The organism is Citrobacter sp. LUTT5, from assembly GCF_009905315.1.
Lineage (GTDB): Bacteria > Pseudomonadota > Gammaproteobacteria > Enterobacterales > Enterobacteriaceae > Citrobacter > Citrobacter freundii.
Genome location: NZ_CP047606.1, coordinates 4303523 through 4328264 on the forward strand (window position 1 = coordinate 4303523; position 24742 = coordinate 4328264).

Consider the following 24742-nt stretch of genomic DNA (forward strand, 5'->3'; position numbering starts at 1 on the left):
AAAAGTTAGAACTGATAGGTCAGACCCGCAGCAACCTGGTTATCGCTGTCTTTACCATCGAGCAGGTTAATTTTGTAACCTACATCAGCCACGATGTTTTTGTTGAAGTAGTAGTCTGTACCCAGCGCGACGTATTCGGTCAGGTCATTATTGTTGTTATCACGCGCGTGGACGTAAGCCACGTTCGGACGCAGACCAAAATCAAACACATACGCAGCCATCGCTTCAAAGTGCTCAGCTTTGTCCGCATCCTGAATCAGGTTGTGGGACTCTCCGTACATAGTCGCTACATAGATAGCATTAGCATCATATTTCAGACCCGCGCCCCAGAACTCTGCGTTTTCGCCATTCCAACCTTTTTGTTTCTGCTGAGCAGTCACAGAACTGTTGGTATAGGCCGCAATTGCAGATATGCCAGAATCCGCAATGTTGTCATAACCCAGGGAGAAGCCGTAGCCATTGCCATGCTGTTTCGACGGATCAGAATTGGTGTCATCCTGGCCCTGATATTGCGCCCCGACGTTCAGACCATCAACGGCACCGAACAGATTTTTGGTGCGAAGTGTTGCAACGCCAGAAGTGCGTGTAGTAAGGAAGCGGTCAGTATTTTCAAAGGAGTCACCGCCGAACTCTGAGAGAGTATCAGTATAAGCTCCCACATCGTAAGCGATACCATAGTTGCGACCATAGTCAAAACTGACGTCATGACCATAATCCAGGCCAGCAAACGCCAGACGTGTATTAACGCCATTCTGAGAACCTTCTGCTTTAGCGGCATCAAACTGACTTTCAAATTGCCCGTAACCGGTCAGTTGATCGTTGATTTGCGTCTCACCGCGAAAACCCAGACGTGCGTAGGTTTCATCAGCATTAGTACCATCAGTCCAGGAATGGGCTGCTTTTACTTTGCCGTAGAGATCCAGCTTGTTGCCATCTTTATTATAAATTTCCGCTGCATGAACGGAGGTTACCCCTAATGCCATTACAGCTATGGATTAAGGGGCAATACCAATAACACACCAAAAAAATACCAATGAAGGTAATAATGAAGTGGCAAGACATAATTCATTTTTGGATTTTCAATCAAAACCGGACAGCGATAATTACTCGAGACTTTCACTCTCATTAACTGAGCGATGCAACATTAATGCTTCAGCAATAATATCTTGTTTACTTTTACGGGTTTCAAATGCCAGCGTTCGCACATATTCCCACAAAGAGGTATCGACACGGGCACTTAAAAGAACCATATCTTTTGATCGGGTCCCTCTGGGTTTTCGAATATCGGGATAGTCTCGAGATGGCATTTTCAACTCCTGAACGTAATAACACGCTTATGGCGATGAAATATGCAGTTAGTGTAAAAGCATGTCAACGGTAAAATACCGTCATAATAGTAATGAAAGTGTTAATAAACAGATGAAGAATGGAACGATATTTCAAATGAAAGATAACTTGATTATGGAATAATGTGTAATGCTAACTTTACGTATATTGGCTTTTATTCATTTGATTAAAAAAGCATGAAACATTTACATCAACCATATCACCAATCAAAACATCATTATGACCAATAAGTTACGCATCGTTATTAATGTCTACATTTACGCGAACCGCTTGTTTTTATGTGTAGTTATGCCGGTAAACCTTATCCTGATTACTGCAGAGATCGCGTTGATTCTCACTTGACCCAGACCCGTTTTGTCTAAAAATAAGCATGGAAAGGTAAAAATAAGGTAAATGACACATTTTTTCGCATGCGAAAATAAGTTGTTTTTAATTGATTTAAATCAATTTGCACCGCACAAAGGGGACGAAAAAATGTTCATCCGAGGCGATGGAAACAATTTTTTACGTGACTTTCAGAACGTGAAAAGCGCCCCTGCCGGGCAATGAATGAGGATGCGGAAAACGCGGTGCGGGCCGCAATAGCCCGCGTATGAGAGAAAGGGAAATCAGGCGTTAACTTTATCCAGCGGCCAGGAATCAAACAGATAACCATCAAAATCAATGTCATCGACATTTGAAAACTCCAGCAGACGCTGTTTGACGTTTTCCAGATGCTGCCACATAGCCAGCTTGGCCGCGCGGGCATCTTTTTTGATTAATGCAGCCAGGATCTGTTTATGGTCGCCCATCCACTCTTTCCGGTAGTGGGTATCGTCGAGGTGGCTATGGAGCTGGATCCACATCGGGTTGTTCTCACGCCACTGCCATGACTGGCGAAACAGCTCCACCAGCATGCTGTTATGCGTGGCTTCAGCTATGGCGAGATGGAACTGCATGTCGCCGCTTTCAGAACCGTTCGGCTCGCTGGAAGCCAGCTCCCGCTCTTCCAGTTGCAACGCCTGGCGCATTTTGACGATATCTTCGCGGGTAGCCTGCAGCGCGGCAAATTCGGCAATGTTGCTTTCCAGCAGCTGTCGCGCCTGCAACAGTTCAAACGGGCCCGCATCATTGCAATGATTTGCATCCGTACTGTCGATAGTCTGCGCATCCGCATTGTCGAGCACGTAGATCCCGGCTCCGCGGCGCACGTCCACCAGGCCTTTAATTTCCAGCATGATTAACGCTTCGCGAACCACCGTGCGAGTGACATTGAGCATCTCGGCAATTTCACGCTCTGGCGGCAAGCGTTCACCGGGCTGGTACGGCGTCTGGACAATCAGATCGCGGATCATGGCACCCACTTCCTGGTAGGGTCTTTGCTGAGAAGTGTTCGATTTCATCGTGTTATGTCCGTCAGATGCGTCAATTCAGATCCGTAGGCCGGATAAGGCGCGAGCGCTGCCATCCGGCATCTGCGCCATTGCCTGATGGCGACGCTGACGCGGCTTATCAGGCCTACAAATAACGTTTTTTCGCCTGAACTATAGCATTAGCGGGAGGGCAAAAACAGAAAACGGGTCAACCAAACCAATATTTTGATTGACCCGTCATAGTTCGGAGGTTATGCGTCAGCGCTTAATGCCGCAACGCACTCACGTGCGCCGTGTTCACATAGCTGTTGATACGTCGCGATAATGGTCTCCACAAAGCCGGCGTTTTCCGCCAGGTCATGACCAAAAATGCCAGACAGCCCCAGCAGCGCCGTCACGCGCTCGGCGCCCTGGTACTGTTGGTTAATGTGCTGGAATTCAGCCAGCATAGGGTCGACAACATCAATGGCCTGCCCTTGCTCATCCACACCGTGGGTGTAGCGCATCCAGCCCGCCACGCCCAGCGCCAGGTGACGCCAGCCGCTGGCGTTTTGTAGGTGCAGACGCACCGGATCCAGCAGGCGCTGCGGCAGTTTCTGGCTGCCGTCCATCGCAATCTGCCAGGTACGGTGGCGCAGAGACGGGTTGCTGAAACGCTCGATCAGCAGTGTCGCGTAGGCGTTGAGATCGGTGCCTTCCGGCATCGAGAGCGTCGGCGCCTGCTCCTGCATCATCAGCGCAAACGCTGCTTTGCGGTACGCCGGATTGGTCATGGTATCGGCGATGGTTTCATAGCCGCCGAGATAGCCCAGATACGCAAGGAAAGAGTGGCTGCCGTTGAGCATGCGCAGTTTCATCATTTCAAACGGCACCACGTCGGCCACGAACTGTGCGCCAACCTTGTCCCAGTCAGGACGACCGTTGACAAAATTGTCTTCAATTACCCACTGACGGAACGGCTCACAGGCGATAGCACACGGATCGTAAACGCCCAACTGGTCGGCAATCTCCTGCAACGTTTCCGGCGTCGCCGCCGGAACAATGCGGTCGACCATAGTGCACGGGAAAGTCGCATTAGCTTCAATCCACTGCGCCAGCTGCGGATCGCGCGCCTGCGCCAGCCCCAGAACTGCGACTTTCGCCACATGCCCATTTTCACGCACGTTATCGCAGGACATCACGGTAAAAGCCGCCAGCCCCTGCTCACGGCGCAGGTACAGCGCTTGTACGATGTAACCAATCGCCGATTTCGGCGCGGTCGGATTCGCCAGATCGTGTTTAATCAGCGGGTTATTGAGATCTAACTGACCGCTGGCCGCATCGGTGCAATAGCCTTTTTCGGTGACCGTCAGCGAAACAATTGCCGTCTGCGGGCGCGCCATCGCCTGTAAAATACCGTCACATCCGTCAAGATCCGGGTGCAGCGCTTCTTTCATTGATCCGATCACTTTCAGCACGGTGTTGTCCGCGCCTTTTTCCGCCACGGTATACAGCAGTTGCTGCTTGCGCAGATTTTCAATCAGTACGCAGTCGTTACCCGGCATCAGGTTAACTTCACAGATCCCCCAGTCGCTGTCAGTGGTTTCCAGCAAATGATGGGTGTACAGCGCCTGATGCGCGCGGTGAAAAGCGCCACATCCCAGGTGAACAATGCGGGATTGCAGGCGCGCGCTGTCCCATGCAGGGCGCGCAACCGGCAGGTCGCTATTGGCAATTGTCGTTGTCATCGTGAACTCCAGAACCCGTTGAAAGGCCAACGGGTGAGAAAAGAAAAAGCCGGCCAGACAGGTGACCGGCAACTCGCTTTAGCGGCTAAAGAAAGCGCGCTGGATAGCCATCTCAACGCCGCGCACTTCCGCCAGCCCTTTCAGTCGACCAATCGCGGAGTAGCCTGGGTTGGTTTTCTTTTTCAGATCGTCCAGCATCTGGTGGCCATGGTCCGGACGCATCGGGATCAGATCCTCTTTACCCTCGGCTTTACGGCGTTGTTCTTCTTCAACGATCGCTTTCACCACCTCGTACATGTCGACATCGCCATTAAGATGCGCCGCCTCATGGAAGGTTTTCGGGTTATCTTCACGCAGCGTGGAGCGCAGATGGGTGAAGTAAATGCGTGGGCCAAACTGTTTGATCATGTCGACCAGATCGTTGTCCGCCCGCACGCCATAGGAGCCGGTGCACATGGTGAAACCGTTCGCCATGCTGTTGACCGTATCGACCATCCACTGCATGTCTTCCACCGTGGAAACAATGCGCGGCAGGCCAAGGATCGGGCGCGGCGGATCGTCCGGGTGTACCGCCATGCGTACGCCAGCTTCTTCCGCCACCGGAATAATCGCCTTCAGGAAGACGGCGAAATTCTCACGCAGCGCGGCTTTGTCGATATCTTTATAGCGCGCAAGATGCTGGCGAAACTGGTCAAGCGTGTAGCCCTCTTCCGCACCCGGCAGACCGGCGATGATGTTGCGGGTCAGACGCGCTTTGTCTTCATCGCTCATGGTGGCGAAGCGTTCATTTGCCTGAGCAATCTCTTCGGCGGTGTAGTCCGCTTCCGCGCCCGGGCGCTGGAGGATATGCAGCTCAAAGGCGGCAAACTCAATCTGGTCAAAACGCAGCGCTTTGGAGCCGTCCGGCAGAACGTATTCCAGGTCGGTACGGGTCCAGTCGAGAACCGGCATGAAGTTGTAGCACACGGTACGAATACCGCACTGAGCCAGGTTACGCAGGCTTTGCTGGTAGTTGGCGATCCACTGCAGATAGTTGCCGGAACGGGTTTTAATGTCTTCGTGGATCGGCACGCTTTCGACGACCGACCAGACCAGGCCCGCCTGCTCAATAATGGCTTTGCGTTTTAGGATCTCATCAACCGTCCACACTTCCCCGTTCGGGATATGGTGTAAGGCGGTGACAACGCCTGTGGCACCCGCCTGACGTACATCCGCTAAGGTGACCGGATCGTTAGGACCATACCAGCGCCATGTCTGTTCCATGTTTTATTCCTCGTTACGTTATGGACTCGACGATATGGCACATAAATTCCTCCTTTTGGTATGACATGTCAACCTGAAGCTTAAAATTGGTTAACCAAATCACGATTTATTCTATTGAGATCGCCATTTTACGGCCCTGTTGCTCAGTAATAATGTAAACATGTAACGCAATGTGACATTCATCGCATCAATGGTTAACCAATATATGTAACATCTCAACCAAAATCATAATAGTTCAACCAATAAAGGTAGACGTTATATGCACGTTCTCAATATTCTGTGGGTCGTATTCGGCATCGGTCTGATGCTGGTGCTCAATCTAAGATTCAAAATAAACTCGATGGTCGCCCTGCTGCTGGCGGCGCTCTCGGTCGGTATGCTGGCGGGTATGGATTTAATGGAGCTGCTGCACACCATGAAATCCGGCTTTGGCAGCACGCTGGGTGAACTGGCGATTATCGTGGTATTCGGGGCGGTCATCGGTAAGCTGATGGTTGATTCCGGGGCGGCGCATCAGATTGCCCATACGCTGCTGGCGCGCCTCGGCCTGCGCTATGTGCAGCTGTCGGTGATCATTATTGGTCTGATCTTCGGCCTGGCGATGTTCTATGAAGTGGCATTTATTATGCTAGCGCCGCTGGTGATCGTCATTGCTGCAGAAGCGAAGATCCCGTTCCTCAAGCTGGCGATTCCTGCCGTTGCCGCCGCCACCACCGCCCACTCGCTGTTCCCACCGCAGCCGGGTCCGGTGGCGCTGGTTAACGCCTACGGTGCGGACATGGGCATGGTTTACATCTACGGTATTCTGGTGACCATTCCGAGCGTGATCTGCGCCGGGCTTATCCTGCCGAAATTCCTCGGCAACCTCGATCGCCCAACGCCGTCATTCATGAAGGCCGACGTACCGGTTGACCAGAATAACCTGCCATCCTTCGGTGTTTCTATCCTGGTGCCGCTGATCCCGGCAATCATCATGATCTCCACCACCATCGCCAACATCTGGCTGGTGAAAGGGACGCAGGCGTGGGAAGTGGTCAACTTCTTAGGCTCTTCACCGATTGCAATGTTTATCGCTATGGTTGTCGCCTTCGTGCTGTTTGGTACCGCGCGTGGTCACGACATGCAGTGGGTGATGAATGCCTTTGAAAACGCCGTGAAAAGCATCGCCATGGTGATCCTGATCATCGGCGCGGGCGGTGTACTGAAGCAGACCATTATTGATACCGGCATTGGCGATACCATCGGCATGCTGATGTCACACGGCAATATCTCTCCGTACATCATGGCGTGGTTGATAACCGTGCTGATTCGTCTGGCAACGGGTCAGGGCGTAGTCTCAGCCATGACGGCTGCAGGGATTATTAGCGCCGCCATTCTCGACCCGGCAACCGGTCAACTGGTAGGCGTCGATCCGGCGTTACTGGTACTGGCAACGGCGGCGGGCTCCAACACCCTGACCCATATCAACGATGCCTCGTTCTGGCTGTTCAAAGGCTACTTTGACCTGTCGGTGAAGGATACGCTGAAAACCTGGGGTCTGCTGGAGCTGGTGAACTCCGTGGTTGGCCTGATTATCGTATTGATCATCAGCATGATTGCATAACGTCGATACCGCTCTGGCCCGCAGCGCCAGAGCGGTTATCCATACTGCCTCAACAATCCTCAATAATCAGATACACCGCCTTCACCGGGCCATGCACCCCAACCACCTTGATAAGCTCAATATCCGCCGTCGAGCTGGGCCCACTAATGATGTTAATGCACGATGGCATACGCTCACCGGCCTGCGCCTTCTGATGCAGTTTTTCTGCCAGTTGCGCCACGCGCGGCAGGATAGTGCTTTTACGCAGCACGAAAATTGAGGATTCCGGCAACAGGCTCAGGGAACGCCCGCGCTCCGGCGCGGAAAACAGCACCACGCCGCCGGACTCGGTCAGGCCATACTCAGCATACACCACGCCCACTTTCGCCTTTTCAGCCTGGGTAATATTTTCGCTGCCACGCGCCGGATCCCAGACCACGGCGTTGCATTCCTGTTGCAAGCGTTCGGTAATGCCCAGTGCCGCCAGCCGGCTGTCGCCGCTCAGCACCACCGGCTGCTGACCCAATTCTTCGCACAGACGGAGCACCGCGTCTGCGGCCTGATCTTCGCGAGTCAGCTCACAGCGAGCCAGCATCACTTCACTGGCAAACTGGACAAACGCATCGCAGCGCTGCTGCGGGCTAAGTTCGGTCAGGCGCTCGTTAGCATAGTTGTTAACCGGCGCGACATCCGCTTGCGGTTCGAAGCGCAGCGGGCGACCCAGCGCCTGGGCGATGGTATTTAAAAACGCGGTACGGTTATCCATTCTTTTTCTCCTGCGCCTGATGTTTCTTAAACCAGCTACGGAAGCTCTCGCCGTCGGCATCAGGCAGATCGCGCGCCTCCATCCAGTCACCAATCGCGCCAACCTTGAGCGGCGTTTTGCCACCATTGATAAACCAGCTCGCCGCATGTGCGCCCGCCATCATCCCGACTTTCCACAGCCCCGGATGGCTATTGGCGTAGGCGAACATTTTGATCGCCCGTCGCTCGGCTTTCGGCGTTATACCCTCCTCGGCCATCACCCGGCGATGACGCAGGATCAGTTTTGACAGCGGAATCTTAACCGGACAAACGCTGTCACAGGCCGTGCATAATGAACAGGCGTATGGCAGATCTTTAAAATCTTTATAGCCGCCGAGCAGCGGAGAGATCACCGCGCCGATAGGGCCGGGATAGATAGAACCATAACCGTGTCCGCCAATGTGGCGGTACGCCGGGCAGGTGTTCATACAAGCCCCGCAGCGGATGCAGCGCAGCACATCGCGAAACTCTGAGCCCAGCACCTGTGAGCGGCCGTTATCGACAATCACCAGATGGAACTCTTCCGGGCCGTCGACGTTATCCGCCTCGCGTGGGCCGGTCAGCCAGGTGTTGTAGCCCGTCAGACGTGCGCCCACGGCGCTGCGCGCCAGCATGGTGATCAGCACATCCACCTCGGCAAAGGTCGGCGCGATACGCTCCATGCCCATCACGGCAATGTGCGTTTTCGGCAGCGTGGTACACATGCGCGCGTTGCCTTCGTTGGTCACCAGGCAAACAGAGCCGGTTTCCGCCACGGCAAAGTTACAGCCGGTAATACCGATTTCGGCACTGAGGAAATCCTCGCGGATCTTCTGGCGAATGAACAAGGTCATGGCTTCCGGGGTTTCCGGACCGTCGTAGCCCAGACGTTCGTTCAGCACGCGGCGGATCTGGTAGCGATCTTTATGAATAGCCGGGACCACGACGTGCGAAGGCGGATCCTGATCCAACTGCAGGATATATTCTCCGAGATCGGTTTCGATCACCTGAATTCCCGCATCCTGCAGCACATGGTTGACACCGATCTCTTCGGTCACCATCGACTTGGACTTCACCACCTTCTTCGCATTTTTACTCTGCGCAACCTGCAGAATATAGCGGGTGGCGTCTTCTTTGGTTTTGGCGAAATAGACGTGGCCGCCGTTTTCCGTCACTTTCTCGGAGAGTTGATACAGGTAAGCGTCGAGGTTGCTCAGAACGTGATCGCGGATCTGGCTGGCACGATCGCGCCAGTCTTCCCAGTGGCCTAGCTCATCAACCATTTTCTGCCGATTCGCACCAATACGCTCCTGCGCGTTGGCCACGGCTTTGCGCATGATCGGATCTTCGATCTGCTGACGAATGCGCAGTTTGAATTCTACATCGCTGGTTTTTATCGACATCTCTTTCCCCTCAGCGGCTCATCAGCACTTCAGCAATATGCATCACTTTGACCGGCTGGCCTTCGCGTTGCAGTCGGCCGCCAATGTTCAACAGGCAGCTGACGTCAGCGCCGATCAAAAACTCCGGCTTCGCATCCATCAGATGTAAGACTTTCTCTTTCACCATCTCACCGGATATCTCGGCCATCTTGACCGAGAACGTCCCGCCAAAGCCGCAGCAGGTGTCCTGATCGGCAAACGTCAACAGCTCCAGTCCGCGCACGTTTTTCAGCAGCGTGAGCGGCTCTTCCTTCACCCCCAGTTTGCGGGTCAGGCTACAGGAAGGGTGATACACAGCGCGGCCCTGCAGGCTGGCACCCACGTCCACCACGCCCAGTTTGTTGACGATAAAAGAGGTGAGATCCTGCATACGTCCGGCAACCTTCTCGGCGCGCAGCGCCCATTCAGGCTCATCCGCCAGATACGTCGGGTAGCTTTTTACCGCGTAGGTGCAGGAGCCTGCCGGGGAGATAATCGGATCGTCGTTGTCTTCCAGGGCGGCGATCAGGTTTTTCATCCCGGGGATCGCCTCTTTGATGTAACCGCTGTTGATGGCTGGCTGACCGCAACACCCTTGCTTCTCGGGGAAATTAACGCGACAACCCAGTTTTTCCAGCAGCAATACGGAGTCTCGTGCCATCCGTGATTTCAGTGCGTCACCAATACAGGTAACAAAGAAATTTACATTCACAATAACTACTCCATTGCTTCATTTCTGTTTATTGCGCTTGATATCGCGATATCAAACAAATGTTCATTCGTATTTCATGCCCAGTTTTTCTGTTTGCTGGTTTTACCAATACCTGGGTTCATGGTGATGCTCTGATCGTTTTCCTTTGATGACGACTCTCCTCTTCTTATATCAGGACAATCGCAAATGTCTGTATTTTCATTTGTATGACAAAACCAAATAATCCCCTAATCGACTCGCACATGCAATACCCTGGTTTATTTATTTCGGCCTCGCTCACATTTTTATATTGGAAACCACAGCGTTATTAACACCTTAGAAAACAGTTTCAGGTGATTACCACTGTTGTCACTACCATTATTAAAAAGTTTATTAAATAACTACTTATAGGTATTCAATCGGCACTTAAGTATATTTATCCGGCATTGGATTTTAATTAAAAGATTACAATAGTTACAAAACTACAAATCATAATTACTTTATTCACTGAAGCGATTCAGTTTGCATACTTTATTAGAACAGCAATGTAGCCTCCCCACCATAAATATAAATCAGGTTTAATGAACCAATTGGGAATAGCAATGAACGAATATTTTATGTTTGCCCTGGCACTCTCTCCGTTACTACTGATGGTATTTTTAATATTGAAATTGAAAATGCCCATCCATTATTCAGTACTGATCTCTTTGGTATTCACCGCTGCACTATCGGCAATATTCTGGGAAATGCCCGTACAAAATCTGAAAGCCGCGATAGGCTATGGCGCGCTGAAGGGATTATGGCCGATTGTGATCGTGATCCTCGGCGCTATCTTCAGTTATAACGTCATGCAGGCGACCAAAGCGCTGGATATTCTGCGCGATATTCTCGCCAGTATAAGCGAAGATAAGCGTATTCAGGTGCTGCTGATTTCATGGTGCTTTGGTGGATTTCTTGAAGCCGCGGCGGGTTATGGTACAGCGGTCGCCATTCCGATCGGCATTCTTATCGCACTGGGTTTCAATCCGCTGAAGGCGGCGATTGCCTCTCTGGTGGCAAATACCGTTCCCACTGCATTCGGCGCGGTCGGGATCCCGGTTTCTATTCTGGCGGAACAGGTTAACCTGCCGGTTTATACCTTAGGCGGAACCATTATTCTGCAGCTCGCGCTGTTTAATATCCTGCTGCCGTTTGTGATTGTCTGCATTATTGGCGGCGGCCTGAAAGCCATTCGCGGCGTATTTCTGATCACGTTGATTTGCGGTATTACCACGCTGGTTCCGCAGTATTTTGTCGCTATTCATCTCGGTGCTGAATTACCCGCCTTTGCCGGTAGCCTGGTCAGCCTGTTTGCCGTGGCGATGGTTAGCCGTCTGCGCAAAGGGAAAACCGATCCCGAGTGGCGAATTGAAGTCAGCCATACCCGCGAAACCACGCCGCGCTCGGCAAAAGTGTTGTTCCGAGTTGGCTCTATTTATCTGTTTATTTTTGTGTTTATCCTGATGTGTTCGCCGCTTTTCCCGACGATAAAAGGCGCAGCCTCACAACTGGCCTCGGTGCTACATTTCACGTTGGCTGACGGCAAAACGATGGCGTTGAAAGTTGAATGGGTGACCACGCCAGGGATGCTGATCATCTTTGCGACCATTATCGGTGGTTTTATTCAGGGAGCGTCCGCACGCGGGATGCTGGAAGTATTTATCAAAACGATTTTCCAGCTTAAAAACTCTATCGTCGCAATTATGGCGATCGTCGCGCTGGCCACGGTGATGGATCTCAGCGGGATTATCTCCACGCTGGCGCAGTCGATTGTCGATCTGACCGGCAGCTCGTACGTCTTCCTCGCCCCGGTGATTGGCGCGCTGGGCACGTTCGTTACCGGCAGCGATACCAACTCGAACATTTTGTTCGGAAAACTGCAAACCATTGCCGCCAGCAAACTGCATATCGATCCCAACTGGCTGGCGGCGGCCAACACCTCTGGCGCAACGGGCGGGAAAATGATTTCGCCGCAAAGCATCGCCATCGCGGTATCCGCCACAAAAATGGACGGTCAGGCCAACCAGATCATGTCTGGCACCATGAAATACTGCTGCGCCTATATCGTGATCCTCGGCTTAAAGGTTGGCCTCTTTTATTACTGGTTTATGGCGTAAGCCATTGTCAACCCCCGTCAAATTTGCGGCAACCGTATTTGACGACGCGGTGACCAAAAAGGTTTACACCTCCCCGGGAACGGAACGAGGCGACAGACTTTACGATTTGTCGGCGCTGACTAAAATAGCGCCGATGTTTCAAATCGAGGATTGTTGTTATGTTGTTCTGGAAAAAGATGGTGAAGAAGTTCGACGCCTTTTCCGCGTTGATTACACCACGCTACTTCCGCGTGTAATACTGGGCACTTATGCCTGATGGCGCTTCGCTTATCAGGCCTACGTTTCGCATTCATTTGTAGGCCTGCGTTTCACGCTCATTTGTAGGCCGGATAAGGCGCTAGCCGCATCCGGCAGCAGCGTAAAATGTTCACCCCTTTCTCTTACGCAGTCCGCACGCTCTTAACATCACAACCCAAATACGAAGCCATGCAAAACGGTAGACCAGCGGATGCTGAAACCTCAGCAATGTCAGAAACACAGAGCCCCCTTGCGGCTTCAGATCACCGTTGCCTGATAGCGAACCTGTGGGTCCATAATCTGGTGGCGCGCGTCTATCAGCCGCAGTTCATACGAATCATGCTCTTTCGTCAGCCGCATTACCGCGTCAACAACACTGGTGGTCCGCTCCAGCGCCAGCTTGTCCTCATAACCATTGAGCAGTGAGGCCAGCATCACGCTGCAAATCAGATCCCCAACGCCCACCGGCATTTTGGCAAAGGTATACAGCGGCCGGGCAATGTGTAACGTCTGTTCCGGCGTCACCAGCAGCATTTCAAACGCCTGTTTGTCCCGCGAACAGTCGCCGAGATGCTTCACCAGCACCTTCTTTACGCCCCACGACACCAGCTGCCGCGCCGCTTCCACCACCTCGTCAAAACTACGCAGTTGTCTGCCCGTCAGCACGCCCAGCTCATAGAGATTCGGTCCCATCATGTCGGCCAGCTGAATGGCGTCATCGACAAAAAATGACTCCACGCCCTGCGCGACAATGCAGCCTTTTTGCGGGTCGCCCATTACCGGATCGCAAAAATAGAGCGCCTGCGGATTACGCTGACGAATGGTGATGACCGCGTGCTTCACCTCTTCACAATGGCGTTTATCTCCAAGATACCCGGACAATACGGCATCGCATTGCGCCAGCTTTTGCAGGTCATCCAGCCCGCTGATGATCGCGCTCAGCTCGCCGTGCGGAATCGCCATGCCCTGCCACATCCCATATTGGGTGTGGTTGGAAAACTGTACGGTGTAAAACGGCCAGACATCGATCCCCGAGAGCTGCATCGGCAACACAGCGGCTTTATTTCCGGCATAGCCATAAACAACCGACGACTGAACAGACAACACGTTTTTCATTTTGACTCCGTCTAACGAAACGTTGGCAGCAGACCAAATACGTCCAGAACAACCGTCAGATAGACAACCGCTCCGCAGACAATCACCAGGTTAAGCACGGTGTTATTACAGGGCGCGGTATAGCTGGCGGTTGGGAAACGTTTCCGCGCGGCTTTCACCAGGAACGGCGGCAGGATCACGCTCCAGATGGTAAAGGCCAGACCGGCGTAACCAATCGCGTGCACAAAACCGTTCGGGAAGAAGAAGCACACGGCGGCTGGCGGGAAGTAGGTCACCAGCGCGGTTTTCAGGCGGCCCATGCCGTCGTCCGGGAAGTGAAACAGGTCGGCGATGTAATCGAACAGGCCAAGCGTCGCCGCCAGCAGGGAACTGGCTACCGCGAAGTTGCCGAAAAAGGTGAGGATCAGATCCATATACCGGCTGGTGAACAGCCCGCTGATGGCCTCGACAAACACATCGATATTGCCGCCTTTGGCGATAATCGGCGGGAATGAGGAACGGCTGATGTTACCCATCGTCACGCCCAGCCAGAAAATATACAGCAGCAGAGCAAACAGCGTACCGATGATAATCGAACGCGTAATATTCGAGACTCCGCTTGTGCCATACAGTTTGACCAGGCTCGGCACGTTACCGTGAAAACCAAACGAGATAATACAGAACGGCAGCGTCATCAGGATGTACGGCAGATACTGCGAATTGGGCAACGCCACCGCCACGCTGTCGATGAGTTTTGCCACTTCGATATGGCCAATCAGCCCGGAGAACGTGGCAAAGAACGCCACAAACTTACCGATAATCAGCACGGTAGTGATGCGTCCGACCAGTAAGGAACTATACCAGGCAATCGCCCCTACCAGCATACTGACGATCACCACCGAGATATTCGCCGGAAAGCGCACGCCGCTGTATTTGAACACGGTTTGCGCCATCACCGCCGACGAACCGGAGATATAGGCATAGGTCAGAATATACAGCACAAAGCCGAAAGCGATACCAACCACGATATTCCACTTCCGGCCTAATAAATCCTGAGTAAAAGTATTAAAACTGGCACCGGCGCCATAATGCAGGTTAACTTCGACCAGCATCAGACCGGTTAATAACATCATGATGGCGATAAACAGAAGAATAACAGACGCACCGGGGAACCATACGCCGGCCATCGCAATCGGCAGGGAGAACATCCCGCCACCCACTACGGTCGCGATAACCAACATGGTTCCGCTAATCAGTCCGGGGGTACTACTCTGTCGCTCAATGGCATTAATATCCATGATAAATGTTCCTGTAGACTATTCGTTATAATTACAGCTGTCATTTGTACATCATGCGGATAATAAAAATGTCGGAGTCAGGGTTTACTTTTTTTTAGTTATGTCACGGTAACGGGCACCGCAAAGGCTTCCTGTTCATGGAAAAGGAATACAAAAAAGCCCCATCACGTGATGGGGCCATAACTATTTTTTAGATGTAATCAAAGCGTGCAGTAAAGAAACGCAATTGCTTCGGCTCGTAAATAAACTTCAGCCCGCGAATATCTTCTTTGTGCTGGTAAAGTTTAATGATGCCGTCTGCGACAACATCCATATGTGCGTAGGTATAAACACGACGTGGAATAGTCAGACGCACGGTTTCCAGTTTCGGTCTGTGGTGTTCACCGGTCACGTTATTACGGCCCGCAGAGATAATTCCGCGCTCCATACTGCGCACGCCGGTTTCCACATAGATGCTGGCGGCCAGACTTTGTGCCGGGAACTCATCTTGCGTCAGATGCTCGCAGAAGCGACGCGCATCGAGGAATACCGCGTGACCGCCTACCGGTTCAACAATCGGTACGCCAGCGGCTTTCAGCTTATCGCCCAGGTAGCGAACCTGCTTCACGCGGTGCTCAATGTACTCATACTGCATGGCTTCGCGCAGACCAATCGCCATCGCTTCCATATCACGTCCGGCCAGGCCGCCGTAAGATGGCATCCCTTCGTAGACCACGACTAACTCTTTGGCAGAAGAGAACATTTCGTCATCGTTCATGCACAGGAAGCCGCCGATGTTCACCAGACAGTCTTTTTTACCACTCATGGTACAACCGTCGGCGTAGCTGAACATCTCATGCACGATCTCGGCGATGCTCTTGTTCTCAAAGCCCTGCTCTTGCTCTTTGATAAAGTAGGCGTTTTCTACGCAGCGGGTAGCGTCGTAGAACACTTTAATGCCATGCGCTTCTGTCAGTTCACGCACCGCACGCATGTTAGCCATAGAGACCGGCTGCCCACCCGCGAGGTTAACCGTCACCGCCAGGCAGATATACGCAATATTCTCTGCGCCTTTTTCATCAATCAGCTTTTGTAATTTTTTAAGATCGATATCACCTTTAAACGCAATATTCAGACCGGCATCGTGCGCTTCGTCACGAACGATATCGACAAACACCGCACCATTTTTTTCCTGGTGATAACGGGTGGTAGTGAAATACATATTCCCGGCAACATATTGCCCAGGTTTAATAGCCAGCTGCGATAACAGGTTTTCTGCGCCACGCCCCTGGTGAGTCGGAACAATATGTTTAAAGCCAAACAGTTCCTGCACGGTTCTTTCCAGATGATAGAAGTTTTCGCTGCCCGCGTACGCTTCATCACCCATCATCATTCCGGCCCACTGCTTGTCGCTCATTGCGTTAGTGCCACTGTCTGTCAGCAGGTCAATATAAATATCTTTCGAATTTAACAGGAAAGTATTGTAACCCGCTTCCTGCATTTTCTTGAGGCGCTCATCACGCGGGATCATAGATACAGTTTCAACGCTTTTAATACGGAAGGGTTCTGCCGGATAATTCATTTTGTTTCTCCAGTAACAGTGGTCATGTACGTATTAATGTGAAGTAAATCATACCTGGTTCATCAACAAATCCTGATGAAATATAACTATTCGCCTCCTGAGTCAGGGGGAGAAATAATGTGGAGGCACTATGCAAGATTTGATTGATTATGGAAATAGCCCGATCAACATTAATCACTGGCAATAATTTAAAAAGCTGTAAATGTGAGTGATGCAAATCACACGTCATTTTTTTACCCGTTAATATTCAACAAGTTTTTTTTTGCGTTTCGATTTGCCATTCGTCGTAGTGTGTCTGCGGAGAGTGGAAATACTGAAAACATAACTTTCCAGGCTGGGCGCATAATGTATTGGTGAATGAGTACACCTCATTTTGTGAGAGTCGGATCACTTCACGGAGTGATATTTGTGATTCACATCACCAAAAGTGTAAAGCAAAGTGTACAAAACGGTGTTGTTTCAGAGTTTACTATTTGCTTCAGTGAGTTAGATCGCATTTTTGGCCAGATGCAGAGGAGCATTATTTTCTGGAAATGGCAGGTATTTGGCGGATTGGATGAGAATGGATTTATACGGTGAATAATACCGGATTTATTGGGGTGAAGGCGTTTTCTATTTATTCCGAAAGCGTGCTATTCGCGCTTATTTCATCTTATTTACATCTGGACTTTCCCCAGATTACTGGGGTAATTTACAGGTGTTTTTTTAGCGCGATGCAAAGGTGTTGGCGCACCAATGCATCGCTGATCGCAGTAACTATTAATAGAGAATAGTCACCATGACTGATACGCATTGTATTGCAGTTTCATTTGATCCAGAAGTCCACGCCGCAGATAACCGTCGCCTGAAGGTGGGTTATGCGAGCCGTTATCCTGATTACAGCCGTATTCCGGTGAAGTACGTCCGATTTCCGTCCATTGTGATGAAGGGCCTGTGGCTGAAAGCCGCCGGATTCGACACCGGCACCGACGTTGATGTGCGTGTAATGGAAGGCTGCATCGTACTCACCGCCCGCACTGCCGAACCCGAAGAGTCAGAACTGATGAAATCCCTGCGCGCCGTGGAAAAAATCTCCGCGCGTAAGCAAAAACAGGTGCTGGAGTTTATCGGGGTAATTGCGGGGAAAGCGTTGAAGGGGTGAGTGTGTGATTGTCATTGTAATAGAGGCGCCTGCGGGCGCCTCTATTGAGCGTTTAGCACAGCATATTTTTCAGTTCTTCTGGGGTATACGGCGGTATGCGCCGGTGCAGCATAGCATGACAGTTTGGACATACGGGGATCAGGTCATTGATGGGATCAAGGCAGTAGTCTTCTTTTATTACCGATAGGGGTACCAGGTGATGAACATGGATAAACCCTTCGGCAATCTTACCGTAGACCTTTGACATATCGATGCCACAGACTTTGCACTGACAACCGTGATGGCGAAGCGCTGCCTGTCGGGCGTTGCGGTCGCGCTCATAGCGATTCACGGTCACCTGAGTCGCTGCCCCTTCTATATATTTAGTTTGCGCTTCGAGTTCTTCAGGAAAGATCGTGTCGCTCACCGCCGCAGCGCGCTTTTTATCCTGAACAATATGAAAACCTTGCTCAGTCAATAATCTGACGCATTTCGAACTGATACCGCCGGAGAAATCCTGAGGGGTAAACGCTTTGCCCGTCAAAAGCGTCGCCGCAATTCCGGCAATGGCTTTTGACGGATAGCGACGCCCCTGAAATTCCAGCTCGTAAAGCCGTGCCTCTTTGAAACGATGCGAGAAGCCCGAGTCATAGGCGTGAATGGCCTTGATGATGTACTCGCGCGGCAGCGTGTCAGGTAGTTCATTCATGGGGCAGATTCCTTTAACCAAAGACTTTCTGAAATAACGGCATGCGATAAAGTGACATCGATAGTGTATCGGCCTCACTCCTCTTGATCAGGTGATATTTTGCGAGCATCATCGCAATTATTTACCTGATAATGAAATCAATGACTTCCAGTAAAACCCTGCAACAGGCAATTGCCGACATCACCATCTGGCGTAAAGGCGAGCAACGTGCGCCACATAAGCCTCTGCTGCTGCTTCATGTGCTGGCGGGTTATCAGCAGGGTCACGGTCGCCTGTTTGACTACGGTTCGGAAGTTCGCGACCCGTTGCAAAGCCTGCTGGAGCGATTTGGACCACAGCGCGCGCAATACCGCCCGGATATGCCTTTCTGGCGCTTACAGGGAGATGGGTTCTGGGAGCTACAAAACGCCGAGCATTGTTCAACATCCGGTAGCAGCAAACAGCCCCCTGCCGGGGAACTGGTAACGCACAACGTCGCCGGAGGTTTTGATGAACAACATTTTGCCCTGCTGAAAAAGAACAAAAGCCTCATCAACGCCCTGGCCCAGCACATCCTCGAGGCGCACTTCACCGAAAGCATCCAGGAAGAGATCGCGGATGAACTGGGATTTGATATCCTGCAAATCCGCAAACAGCGGGACCCATTGTTCCGCCAGCAGGTTCTGCGTGCCTATAACTATGAATGCGCTATTTGTGGCTTCAATATGCGCCACGACAGCACCTCGGTCGCCCTGGAAGCCGCCCATATCAAATGGAAACAGCACGGCGGCCCGTGCGAGATTTCAAACGGCCTGGCGCTGTGTGCAATTCACCATAAAGCCTTTGATAAAGGTTCGATTGGCCTGGATGAAAGTATGCGAGTTCAAGTGTCGCCCGCAGTAAATGGCAGCGGCATGGTGGGCAGACTGTTCTGGGATTTCGACGGGAAGGAGATTGCTCTACCGATGATACGCGAGAATTATCCAAAAGAAGGGTTTGTAGAGTGGCACAGGAAGGAGGTGTTTAGAGGGTGAGTGCGAAGGCCGGACTCGAATTTCACACCTAATAGACTGATATCAATGTTTTTTAGAAACAGGGTTAAATAGTTATACCCGCACTTGTACCCACACGTTGTAATCCGTATAAAAAATAGACATTTCGAGTGGGTATAAAGCCATAGCAGTAGAACACTGTTATGGCTGTCGAAGCAAGACTCAGGCTGGCAGGAACGTTTTCTTCAGAGGCACCAAAAGTTTAGTCTCGATATCAACTTGTTCGTAGTTCTCAATAAGCGCACGGACGAGATCATCAAGCGTCCAGAGCGTTAGTGGTATCGTCGAACGGTCGGCTTCATATCGAGCATCTTTTGTAAAACCACCGGTACTGACATAAAGCCCGCGATCGTCTTTATGGCGACCTCCGATAAAGCTGCGGATCTGTTGACTTCCCATTTGCTCCCTGCGATGTTTTACCTCAACGATAATACGTGGATTTTCAAAACCGAATCCATCAGGTGAAGCAATGATATCTTTACCCCGATCGGCTCCCGCAGGTGACACCTGCGTTTTATAACCCATACTGCGTAAAACTCCGGCAACCAGATTTTGCATCTCGTCCCAGTCAAGAGAGTTGATGCGATCTTTGATACCTTCAAACGCGAGCATTTCCATATCGCGGAGCGGATCAGAAACGACCTCATCTTCATCCATCGCAATTGGATTCTGTGTAATCACATCTACAGTGGGTTTCTTATCCTGCAAAAGCTCTTCTAGAGCATATTCTGGAAGCTGGAAAACCGTCAGCGTAGAGCCCAATGTGTTTTTGGTAGCAACAGACAATCGATCGCGATCGATTTCTTCAGTATTCCATTTTACCTGTCGAGCGATTCCCATCCCCTCTTCCACCCATTCAGGGTGGTACTGGAAATCAGATGTAACTTTACCTAGCAGATAAGTACGGTTGGCTGGCGAATAGGTAATAACCCAATCACCCTTTTGGATTTCGTTCACAAAACGCCAGACCTGCGATGCACCAGAACGCGCAGTTCCCAGCTTTGTTAATGGATCTGCCTCCTGGTATAAGGCGAGTAACTGAGCTCGGGACAGGCCGGGTTTGACTAATGGAGCCAGCTGAGACCAACCGATGCCTACAATTTGCTTATCGCGAAAATCGTCATAGAGCTTGCCGCCGTCACCACGGATCATCCACATTCTGTTGCCCATAGCCGTCCCTTCATGAGGAAAAGAAATTAAGCTGGATCATAAGCTTGTTCGCAGTATGCGTCAAAACCATCAATAACGACGGCCCAGCATTCCCGGATTGTGCTTGCGATAATGTGCCCAGTTAAAATTACAGCTTCAATTTGCATGATATTTCGTCCATATAAGCAAAAGCACCGGCCAGTATCGGCAGGTGCTTTCTGGAATGAGTAAATAAGTAAGGAAAGCTGCAGTGTGAATCAGAAAGGTTATTCCCAATGTTCACTGTGCCGCGCTAATACGATTTCTTTTCAATAAACCAGTTGCCTGCCGCGCCCGCAGAATATCGACTGCCCGCAGATATGGGGACTGTTCCTGCCAGTTGAATCCCCTGCGATCGATACGAACCAGTTCGTACTTTTCTACCAAAAAGTTAACGGCATCGGCCAAAGTTATACCGGCATCGATATGTTCCTGAATTACCGTTTCATCACTGAATGGTGTGTCGTTGAGTGTCAGGCCATAATGTTGTTCCAGCAGGCGTGCAAGCAGCATTTGCCACACTGCCACGGGCGATAGACATAGCGTCGCCGCCTGCGGAGTTGTTGCAGGTAGAGTTTTCATATTTGCTCTTGTGGAGTTAGTTAACGTTGAGTGGGGTAAACGGCGATGTATACATAGCCGCAACTGCCAAGTGTATCGGCTTCGCAGGTGAAACCGTTGTGGTACAGGGTGACGCAGTGGGCATAGCGAGGATTCATTTCACTAGTGGTCAACATCGATTCCATCTGGCTGATAAAACGTGGGAATACTTCATCCAACTTCAAAGATTCTGCGTTACTGAATTCACCGGTAATGCTGACCCGGTCAGCCAGATAGTGCAGTTGGTTTCCCTCCTGTACCAGACGAGCGCCAAAGCAAGGCGTCACATTACGATTCAGCCCCCACTGGAGAAATGAATCGTTCTCTGAGCCAGTAGATTTCATTGAAGTACCCTCATATCCAGCCTCGCTCTGCAAACGACGCAATGCCATCTGAACCGACAACCAGATGATCGAGTATGTTCACATCAACTAGTGCCAGGGCTTCTTTAAGCCTACCCGTAATGTTGCGATCGCATTGGCTGGGCTCCGGATCACCGGATGGATGGTTATGCGCCAGCACGACAGTTGCAGCATTGAAGCGAAGCGCTGACTTCACTACCTCTCGAGGATGGACCTGGACATGGTTAATCGAACCGGCAAATAGCGATTCACTCTCCAGTAAACGGTGCTGGTTATCGAGATAGAGCACCATAAACACTTCCCGTTCTTGTCCTGCCAGATGTAACCGAAGCCAGTCACGGGCAGCAGTACTAGAGGTAAAGGATATACCGGGCTGGCGCAGATATTTATCCAGCAGGTTGATGGCACGACGAATGGTGCGTTGGGCATAGGGGGTTAATCCGGAGGTCGCGGAGAGCAAACAACCATGCTGGGCCATAATCGCCAGTGGAAAGAGTTCAGGCTGCGATGACTCCGGGGATAATACAGTATTCATGTCAGGCATTCCTTAGTCTATAAGATGCATAATGGCGCTGCATTCCGGATGGTTTAGCGCGTAGTCGCGTAAGCGATAATAGTGTCCAGTCATAGCGTCACACTCGGTGCGGCAGGCGTGGTGGCTGTAAGCCATCAGGCAGGCGACCATCCCTGCAGCTTCACTGGTAAGCTCTGCGCCATTGCCGTTCATGCTGTTGAACAATGTCCACTTCTCATCGTGCTCTGACTCGGGAGCCATAAAAGCACCGCCGTTGCTGAGCGTCGAAAAGTTCCAGATACCACCGTGGTAATCGGCACACAGCCGATCCATCCAGGCGAAAATGCGAGGTTCAAGGGTTATCCATTGTGGGATGGAGCCAAAGTGCTGCGGCCAGAAGCCGATGCGTAACTCGTCCGGGACCACTGAGGCAGTAATTGCGGTATGCTCCGCGAACTGATGATTTTGTGTATTCATTAAACTATCTCCTTATGCCGGAACGGTTGTTTAACGCCCGAAAAAATCGAGCATGTTTTCTGCCATAACCCACAGGGCGCGATTGAGTTTCACATCGCCAGCGATGCCAGTAACGGCACGGGTGCGGCTGCTTTTCCCCTGAGCGGTTCGCCCTGACAGACCACCTTTCATCAGGTTCTCCTGCACGCGCTGGTAAACGGTCCACAGGTCATCGCTGTAGTCCTCCCGACGACGCGGAGTCAGCAACTGCGATACCGTGACCGGCTGGTGGTCTTCACCAAAGCGATACTTCAGCGCGGTATTCGCCAAGGCGTTACGGGCTGGTTCTGGCAGTGCCAGTGACTGCATTGCATCGCGCTTCTCCTCCACCCGGTCAAAGACCCCGAGCACCTCGTAAGCCCCTTCAATCACCTTCTCGACGACATTACCTTTATGCGGTACCCGCACTTCTCCGAATGACTGGCCGCAGACCAGACCGTTGGTACAGACGCCGCGAAACAGCCCTGGCAGCATCTGGTAGCTTGATGACCCGTCATGGCTATTAAGTAGAATAATTTCCGGCACCTGATGCCCGGTCAGTTGCCCGGCACGACGCAGGCGCAGCATGTGTTTGGTGTGCTCCCGCTTACTCAGGTCACGAACCTTTGTCTGGCAGGCAAAGAACGGCTCAAAGCCTTCACGCTGCAGGCTTTCGAGGATGGTGATGGTCGGGATGTAGGTATAACGGTCTGAACGAGATTCATGCTTGTCACTCCCGAACACGCTCGGGACATGACTCATCAGCTCTTCGTGGGTCAGAGGCCGGTCACGGCGTATCTGGTTAATACGGCCAAAGCGGCTGGCTAATCGCATGGTTAACTCCTTATCTGATAATCAAATAAAAACAAAAAAGGCCATGTTCCCGAAGGAGCATGGCCTGTTGCTATCTGGTGTTGGTGCGTAGCGGGCTGGAGAGGTCTGAAATGTAAATAATTAATCGCTGTAGTGTGTGGTCCGACACTCACTGAGGTCAGACAGCTCTTTTTGCGTATTCTTCAGACCCGGACTGAAAGTGCCTACTTTTTTATCGTTGACGTAAACATCAAAATTCCCAGCCTGGCTCAGGGCGTCAATAAATGACACCCAGGCATTGTCACCGTTTCGCCAGCCGAGGAATGACGGTAACGGATACTGGCTGTCATCCATCACCACGGTGATGTCGGTTCCGTCATCGTGAGAATTCAGCAAGGTACCATCGGGCAGAGTCAGGTATACGCTGTGCTGCAGCACATTCTGCTCGTCGGGGCTGGTAGTGCAGTTAAGATTAAAGACCACTTTCTCCGGACTGGTGATGATGTATTCGGTCACACCCTGAGCGAAGCCGCTGCTCCACATATTGGGGATGGCCTGTGCAACGGAGGCTGAGGCCAGCATAACGACCGCCAGGGAGGCATGAGATAAACGCATAAGTGATTTCCTTTCATTAACATCAGAGGGATGGGCATCCGTCAGGGCGCACTGAAGCGCTCCGGGACCCCGGGTGACCTTATTTAACTTCATCAACGCTCTTATCTGTCTGTCGTTTTGTCCTTCCATTTTGGCCGGTTGCTACCCGAAAAGGATTTCACCAGCGACCAATATTCCACCGGGAATCGTTTTACCAGTTCCCCGTTGAGACGGACATCGATAGTCCGGTACTGCCCGTTGTTCATGGTCCCCTGACTGAAGTAAGCATTGCTGCTGCAGGTCCCCGTGTCGTACTGGTTCCAGACTTTTTCGGGTTTGCCCACCACGTAAAAATCCCCCAGGGCGCAGCCGTTAGTAGATTTACGATTAACGATGGCCACCCTGTTCGTTGCCGCCAACACAATGGTGCAGGAGCTTTGTTTTCCGCCACAGACATCCCATAAAACCCGACCACCAGGGTCCTTAAACGACCAGATAGTGTTCGCCGGAATATCGGCCCGTTCCCGGGCCGCGGTGCTGAGACTGACGCTGAAGACCAGCGCAAAAACTGCAAACCTCATTTTCATTTTTCATTCCTTAGCCATTTCAGAAAATCCGGAGTCAGCGCCCGCAACGGCGTACCTGGCGCGCAGCAGGTGGAGCAGATGCATTTATTTATCGATCGATAATAACGATCGATAAAATAGATATCGATCGTTACATTCTATTAATAAGAGCGAGACTTGTCATCCCTTTCGGGGAAAATGTGTGACAGAACAGCGACTCAGGTATCCAGTGCCACG

25 protein-coding genes are annotated in these 24742 nt (G+C 51.5%); 5 read left to right on the forward strand and 20 right to left on the reverse strand.

Features of this window, described 5'->3' with window-relative positions; genetic code table 11:
* Nucleotides 1-5: 5 nt before the first annotated feature.
* From GUC46_RS20660 to uxuA, 5 genes are all read right to left on the reverse strand, one after another.
* Nucleotides 6-983 carry a porin gene (locus tag GUC46_RS20660; RefSeq protein WP_044713037.1) on the reverse strand — a complete coding sequence of 326 codons (978 nt, stop codon included), beginning with the start codon at nucleotides 981-983 and terminating at the stop codon, nucleotides 6-8.
* Between the two features lie 120 nt (nucleotides 984-1103).
* Nucleotides 1104-1307, reverse strand: a complete 204-nt coding sequence (locus GUC46_RS20665) for a hypothetical protein (protein ID WP_008322159.1) — start codon at nucleotides 1305-1307, stop codon at nucleotides 1104-1106.
* Nucleotides 1308-1955: 648 nt separating this feature from the next.
* On the reverse strand, nucleotides 1956-2729 hold the full coding sequence (gene uxuR / locus GUC46_RS20670) for a Uxu operon transcriptional regulator (RefSeq protein ID WP_003033268.1): 774 nt from the start codon (nucleotides 2727-2729) through the stop codon (nucleotides 1956-1958).
* Between the two features lie 221 nt (nucleotides 2730-2950).
* Nucleotides 2951-4426: a fructuronate reductase gene (locus GUC46_RS20675; protein WP_086529567.1), complete on the reverse strand. Its 1476-nt coding sequence runs from the start codon at nucleotides 4424-4426 to the stop codon at nucleotides 2951-2953.
* Nucleotides 4427-4504: 78 nt separating this feature from the next.
* On the reverse strand, nucleotides 4505-5689 hold the full coding sequence (gene uxuA, locus GUC46_RS20680) for a mannonate dehydratase (protein WP_003837169.1): 1185 nt from the start codon (nucleotides 5687-5689) through the stop codon (nucleotides 4505-4507).
* Between the two features lie 259 nt (nucleotides 5690-5948).
* Here uxuA and gntP point away from each other — a divergent pair, with 259 nt between their 5' ends.
* Entirely contained in the window at nucleotides 5949-7292 is a 1344-nt protein-coding gene (gene gntP / locus GUC46_RS20685) for a gluconate permease GntP (protein ID WP_003033260.1), read from the forward strand.
* A gap of 49 nt (nucleotides 7293-7341) precedes the next feature.
* Here gntP and GUC46_RS20690 read toward each other — a convergent pair whose 3' ends face one another.
* Genes GUC46_RS20690 through GUC46_RS20700 form a run of 3 tightly spaced genes read right to left on the reverse strand, consistent with a single transcriptional unit; the run spans nucleotide 7342 to nucleotide 10187 of the window.
* On the reverse strand, nucleotides 7342-8037 hold the full coding sequence (locus GUC46_RS20690; protein WP_061549692.1) for a lactate utilization protein C: 696 nt from the start codon (nucleotides 8035-8037) through the stop codon (nucleotides 7342-7344).
* A complete protein-coding gene (locus tag GUC46_RS20695) occupies nucleotides 8030-9457 on the reverse strand; it encodes a LutB/LldF family L-lactate oxidation iron-sulfur protein (RefSeq protein ID WP_003033254.1) in 1428 nt (475 codons plus the stop codon). Before GUC46_RS20695 ends, GUC46_RS20690 begins: the two co-directional genes overlap by 8 nt.
* A gap of 10 nt (nucleotides 9458-9467) precedes the next feature.
* Nucleotides 9468-10187: a (Fe-S)-binding protein gene (locus tag GUC46_RS20700; protein WP_003845579.1), complete on the reverse strand. Its 720-nt coding sequence runs from the start codon at nucleotides 10185-10187 to the stop codon at nucleotides 9468-9470.
* A 581-nt stretch (nucleotides 10188-10768) separates the two neighbouring features.
* Between GUC46_RS20700 and GUC46_RS20705 the strand changes: the two genes are divergently transcribed.
* Both GUC46_RS20705 and GUC46_RS20710 read left to right on the forward strand, forming a co-directional pair.
* A complete protein-coding gene (locus GUC46_RS20705) occupies nucleotides 10769-12322 on the forward strand; it encodes an L-lactate permease (RefSeq protein ID WP_003837161.1) in 1554 nt (517 codons plus the stop codon).
* A 4-nt stretch (nucleotides 12323-12326) separates the two neighbouring features.
* Nucleotides 12327-12578, forward strand: a complete 252-nt coding sequence (locus GUC46_RS20710; protein WP_130715199.1) for a hypothetical protein — start codon at nucleotides 12327-12329, stop codon at nucleotides 12576-12578.
* A 239-nt stretch (nucleotides 12579-12817) separates the two neighbouring features.
* On the opposite strand, the gene pdxY is transcribed toward GUC46_RS20710, so the two are convergent.
* From pdxY to GUC46_RS20725, 3 genes are all read right to left on the reverse strand, one after another.
* The gene (gene pdxY / locus GUC46_RS20715) at nucleotides 12818-13675 is read right to left on the reverse strand and encodes a pyridoxal kinase PdxY (protein WP_130715200.1); all 858 of its coding nucleotides are present in this window, start codon (nucleotides 13673-13675) and stop codon (nucleotides 12818-12820) included.
* 11 nt (nucleotides 13676-13686) lie between these two features.
* Nucleotides 13687-14952: an aromatic amino acid transporter gene (locus GUC46_RS20720; protein WP_003837156.1), complete on the reverse strand. Its 1266-nt coding sequence runs from the start codon at nucleotides 14950-14952 to the stop codon at nucleotides 13687-13689.
* A gap of 190 nt (nucleotides 14953-15142) precedes the next feature.
* A complete protein-coding gene (locus GUC46_RS20725; RefSeq protein WP_003837154.1) occupies nucleotides 15143-16513 on the reverse strand; it encodes a tyrosine phenol-lyase in 1371 nt (456 codons plus the stop codon).
* Between the two features lie 778 nt (nucleotides 16514-17291).
* On the opposite strand from GUC46_RS20725, the gene symE reads away from it, so the two are divergent.
* The gene (gene symE / locus GUC46_RS20730) at nucleotides 17292-17654 is read left to right on the forward strand and encodes an endoribonuclease SymE (protein ID WP_044713046.1); all 363 of its coding nucleotides are present in this window, start codon (nucleotides 17292-17294) and stop codon (nucleotides 17652-17654) included.
* A gap of 52 nt (nucleotides 17655-17706) precedes the next feature.
* On the opposite strand, the gene GUC46_RS20735 is transcribed toward symE, so the two are convergent.
* Nucleotides 17707-18342, reverse strand: a complete 636-nt coding sequence (locus GUC46_RS20735) for an HNH endonuclease (protein ID WP_121540722.1) — start codon at nucleotides 18340-18342, stop codon at nucleotides 17707-17709.
* A gap of 140 nt (nucleotides 18343-18482) precedes the next feature.
* Between GUC46_RS20735 and GUC46_RS20740 the strand changes: the two genes are divergently transcribed.
* Nucleotides 18483-19355, forward strand: coding sequence for a phosphorothioated DNA-binding restriction endonuclease (locus GUC46_RS20740; RefSeq protein ID WP_121540721.1), 873 nt, complete (start codon nucleotides 18483-18485; stop codon nucleotides 19353-19355).
* A gap of 180 nt (nucleotides 19356-19535) precedes the next feature.
* On the opposite strand, the gene GUC46_RS20745 is transcribed toward GUC46_RS20740, so the two are convergent.
* The 8 genes from GUC46_RS20745 to GUC46_RS20780 form a co-directional block, all read right to left on the reverse strand.
* Nucleotides 19536-20543 carry a restriction endonuclease gene (locus tag GUC46_RS20745; protein ID WP_049017154.1) on the reverse strand — a complete coding sequence of 336 codons (1008 nt, stop codon included), beginning with the start codon at nucleotides 20541-20543 and terminating at the stop codon, nucleotides 19536-19538.
* A gap of 258 nt (nucleotides 20544-20801) precedes the next feature.
* Nucleotides 20802-21143: a TA system toxin CbtA family protein gene (locus GUC46_RS20750; protein WP_032728834.1), complete on the reverse strand. Its 342-nt coding sequence runs from the start codon at nucleotides 21141-21143 to the stop codon at nucleotides 20802-20804.
* Nucleotides 21144-21163: 20 nt separating this feature from the next.
* Nucleotides 21164-21505, reverse strand: coding sequence for a type IV toxin-antitoxin system YeeU family antitoxin (locus GUC46_RS20755; RefSeq protein WP_096810298.1), 342 nt, complete (start codon nucleotides 21503-21505; stop codon nucleotides 21164-21166).
* A 10-nt stretch (nucleotides 21506-21515) separates the two neighbouring features.
* Entirely contained in the window at nucleotides 21516-22058 is a 543-nt protein-coding gene (gene radC, locus GUC46_RS20760; protein ID WP_096810296.1) for a DNA repair protein RadC, read from the reverse strand.
* 12 nt (nucleotides 22059-22070) lie between these two features.
* Complete coding sequence (locus tag GUC46_RS20765; RefSeq protein ID WP_047667661.1) at nucleotides 22071-22514, reverse strand: antirestriction protein; 444 nt, start codon at nucleotides 22512-22514, stop codon at nucleotides 22071-22073.
* A gap of 30 nt (nucleotides 22515-22544) precedes the next feature.
* Nucleotides 22545-23366 carry a DUF932 domain-containing protein gene (locus GUC46_RS20770; RefSeq protein ID WP_160180667.1) on the reverse strand — a complete coding sequence of 274 codons (822 nt, stop codon included), beginning with the start codon at nucleotides 23364-23366 and terminating at the stop codon, nucleotides 22545-22547.
* 120 nt (nucleotides 23367-23486) lie between these two features.
* Nucleotides 23487-23960, reverse strand: a complete 474-nt coding sequence (locus tag GUC46_RS20775; protein ID WP_201743313.1) for a hypothetical protein — start codon at nucleotides 23958-23960, stop codon at nucleotides 23487-23489.
* A gap of 101 nt (nucleotides 23961-24061) precedes the next feature.
* Nucleotides 24062-24526 carry a hypothetical protein gene (locus GUC46_RS20780; RefSeq protein ID WP_114262839.1) on the reverse strand — a complete coding sequence of 155 codons (465 nt, stop codon included), beginning with the start codon at nucleotides 24524-24526 and terminating at the stop codon, nucleotides 24062-24064.
* Nucleotides 24527-24742: the final 216 nt, after the last annotated feature.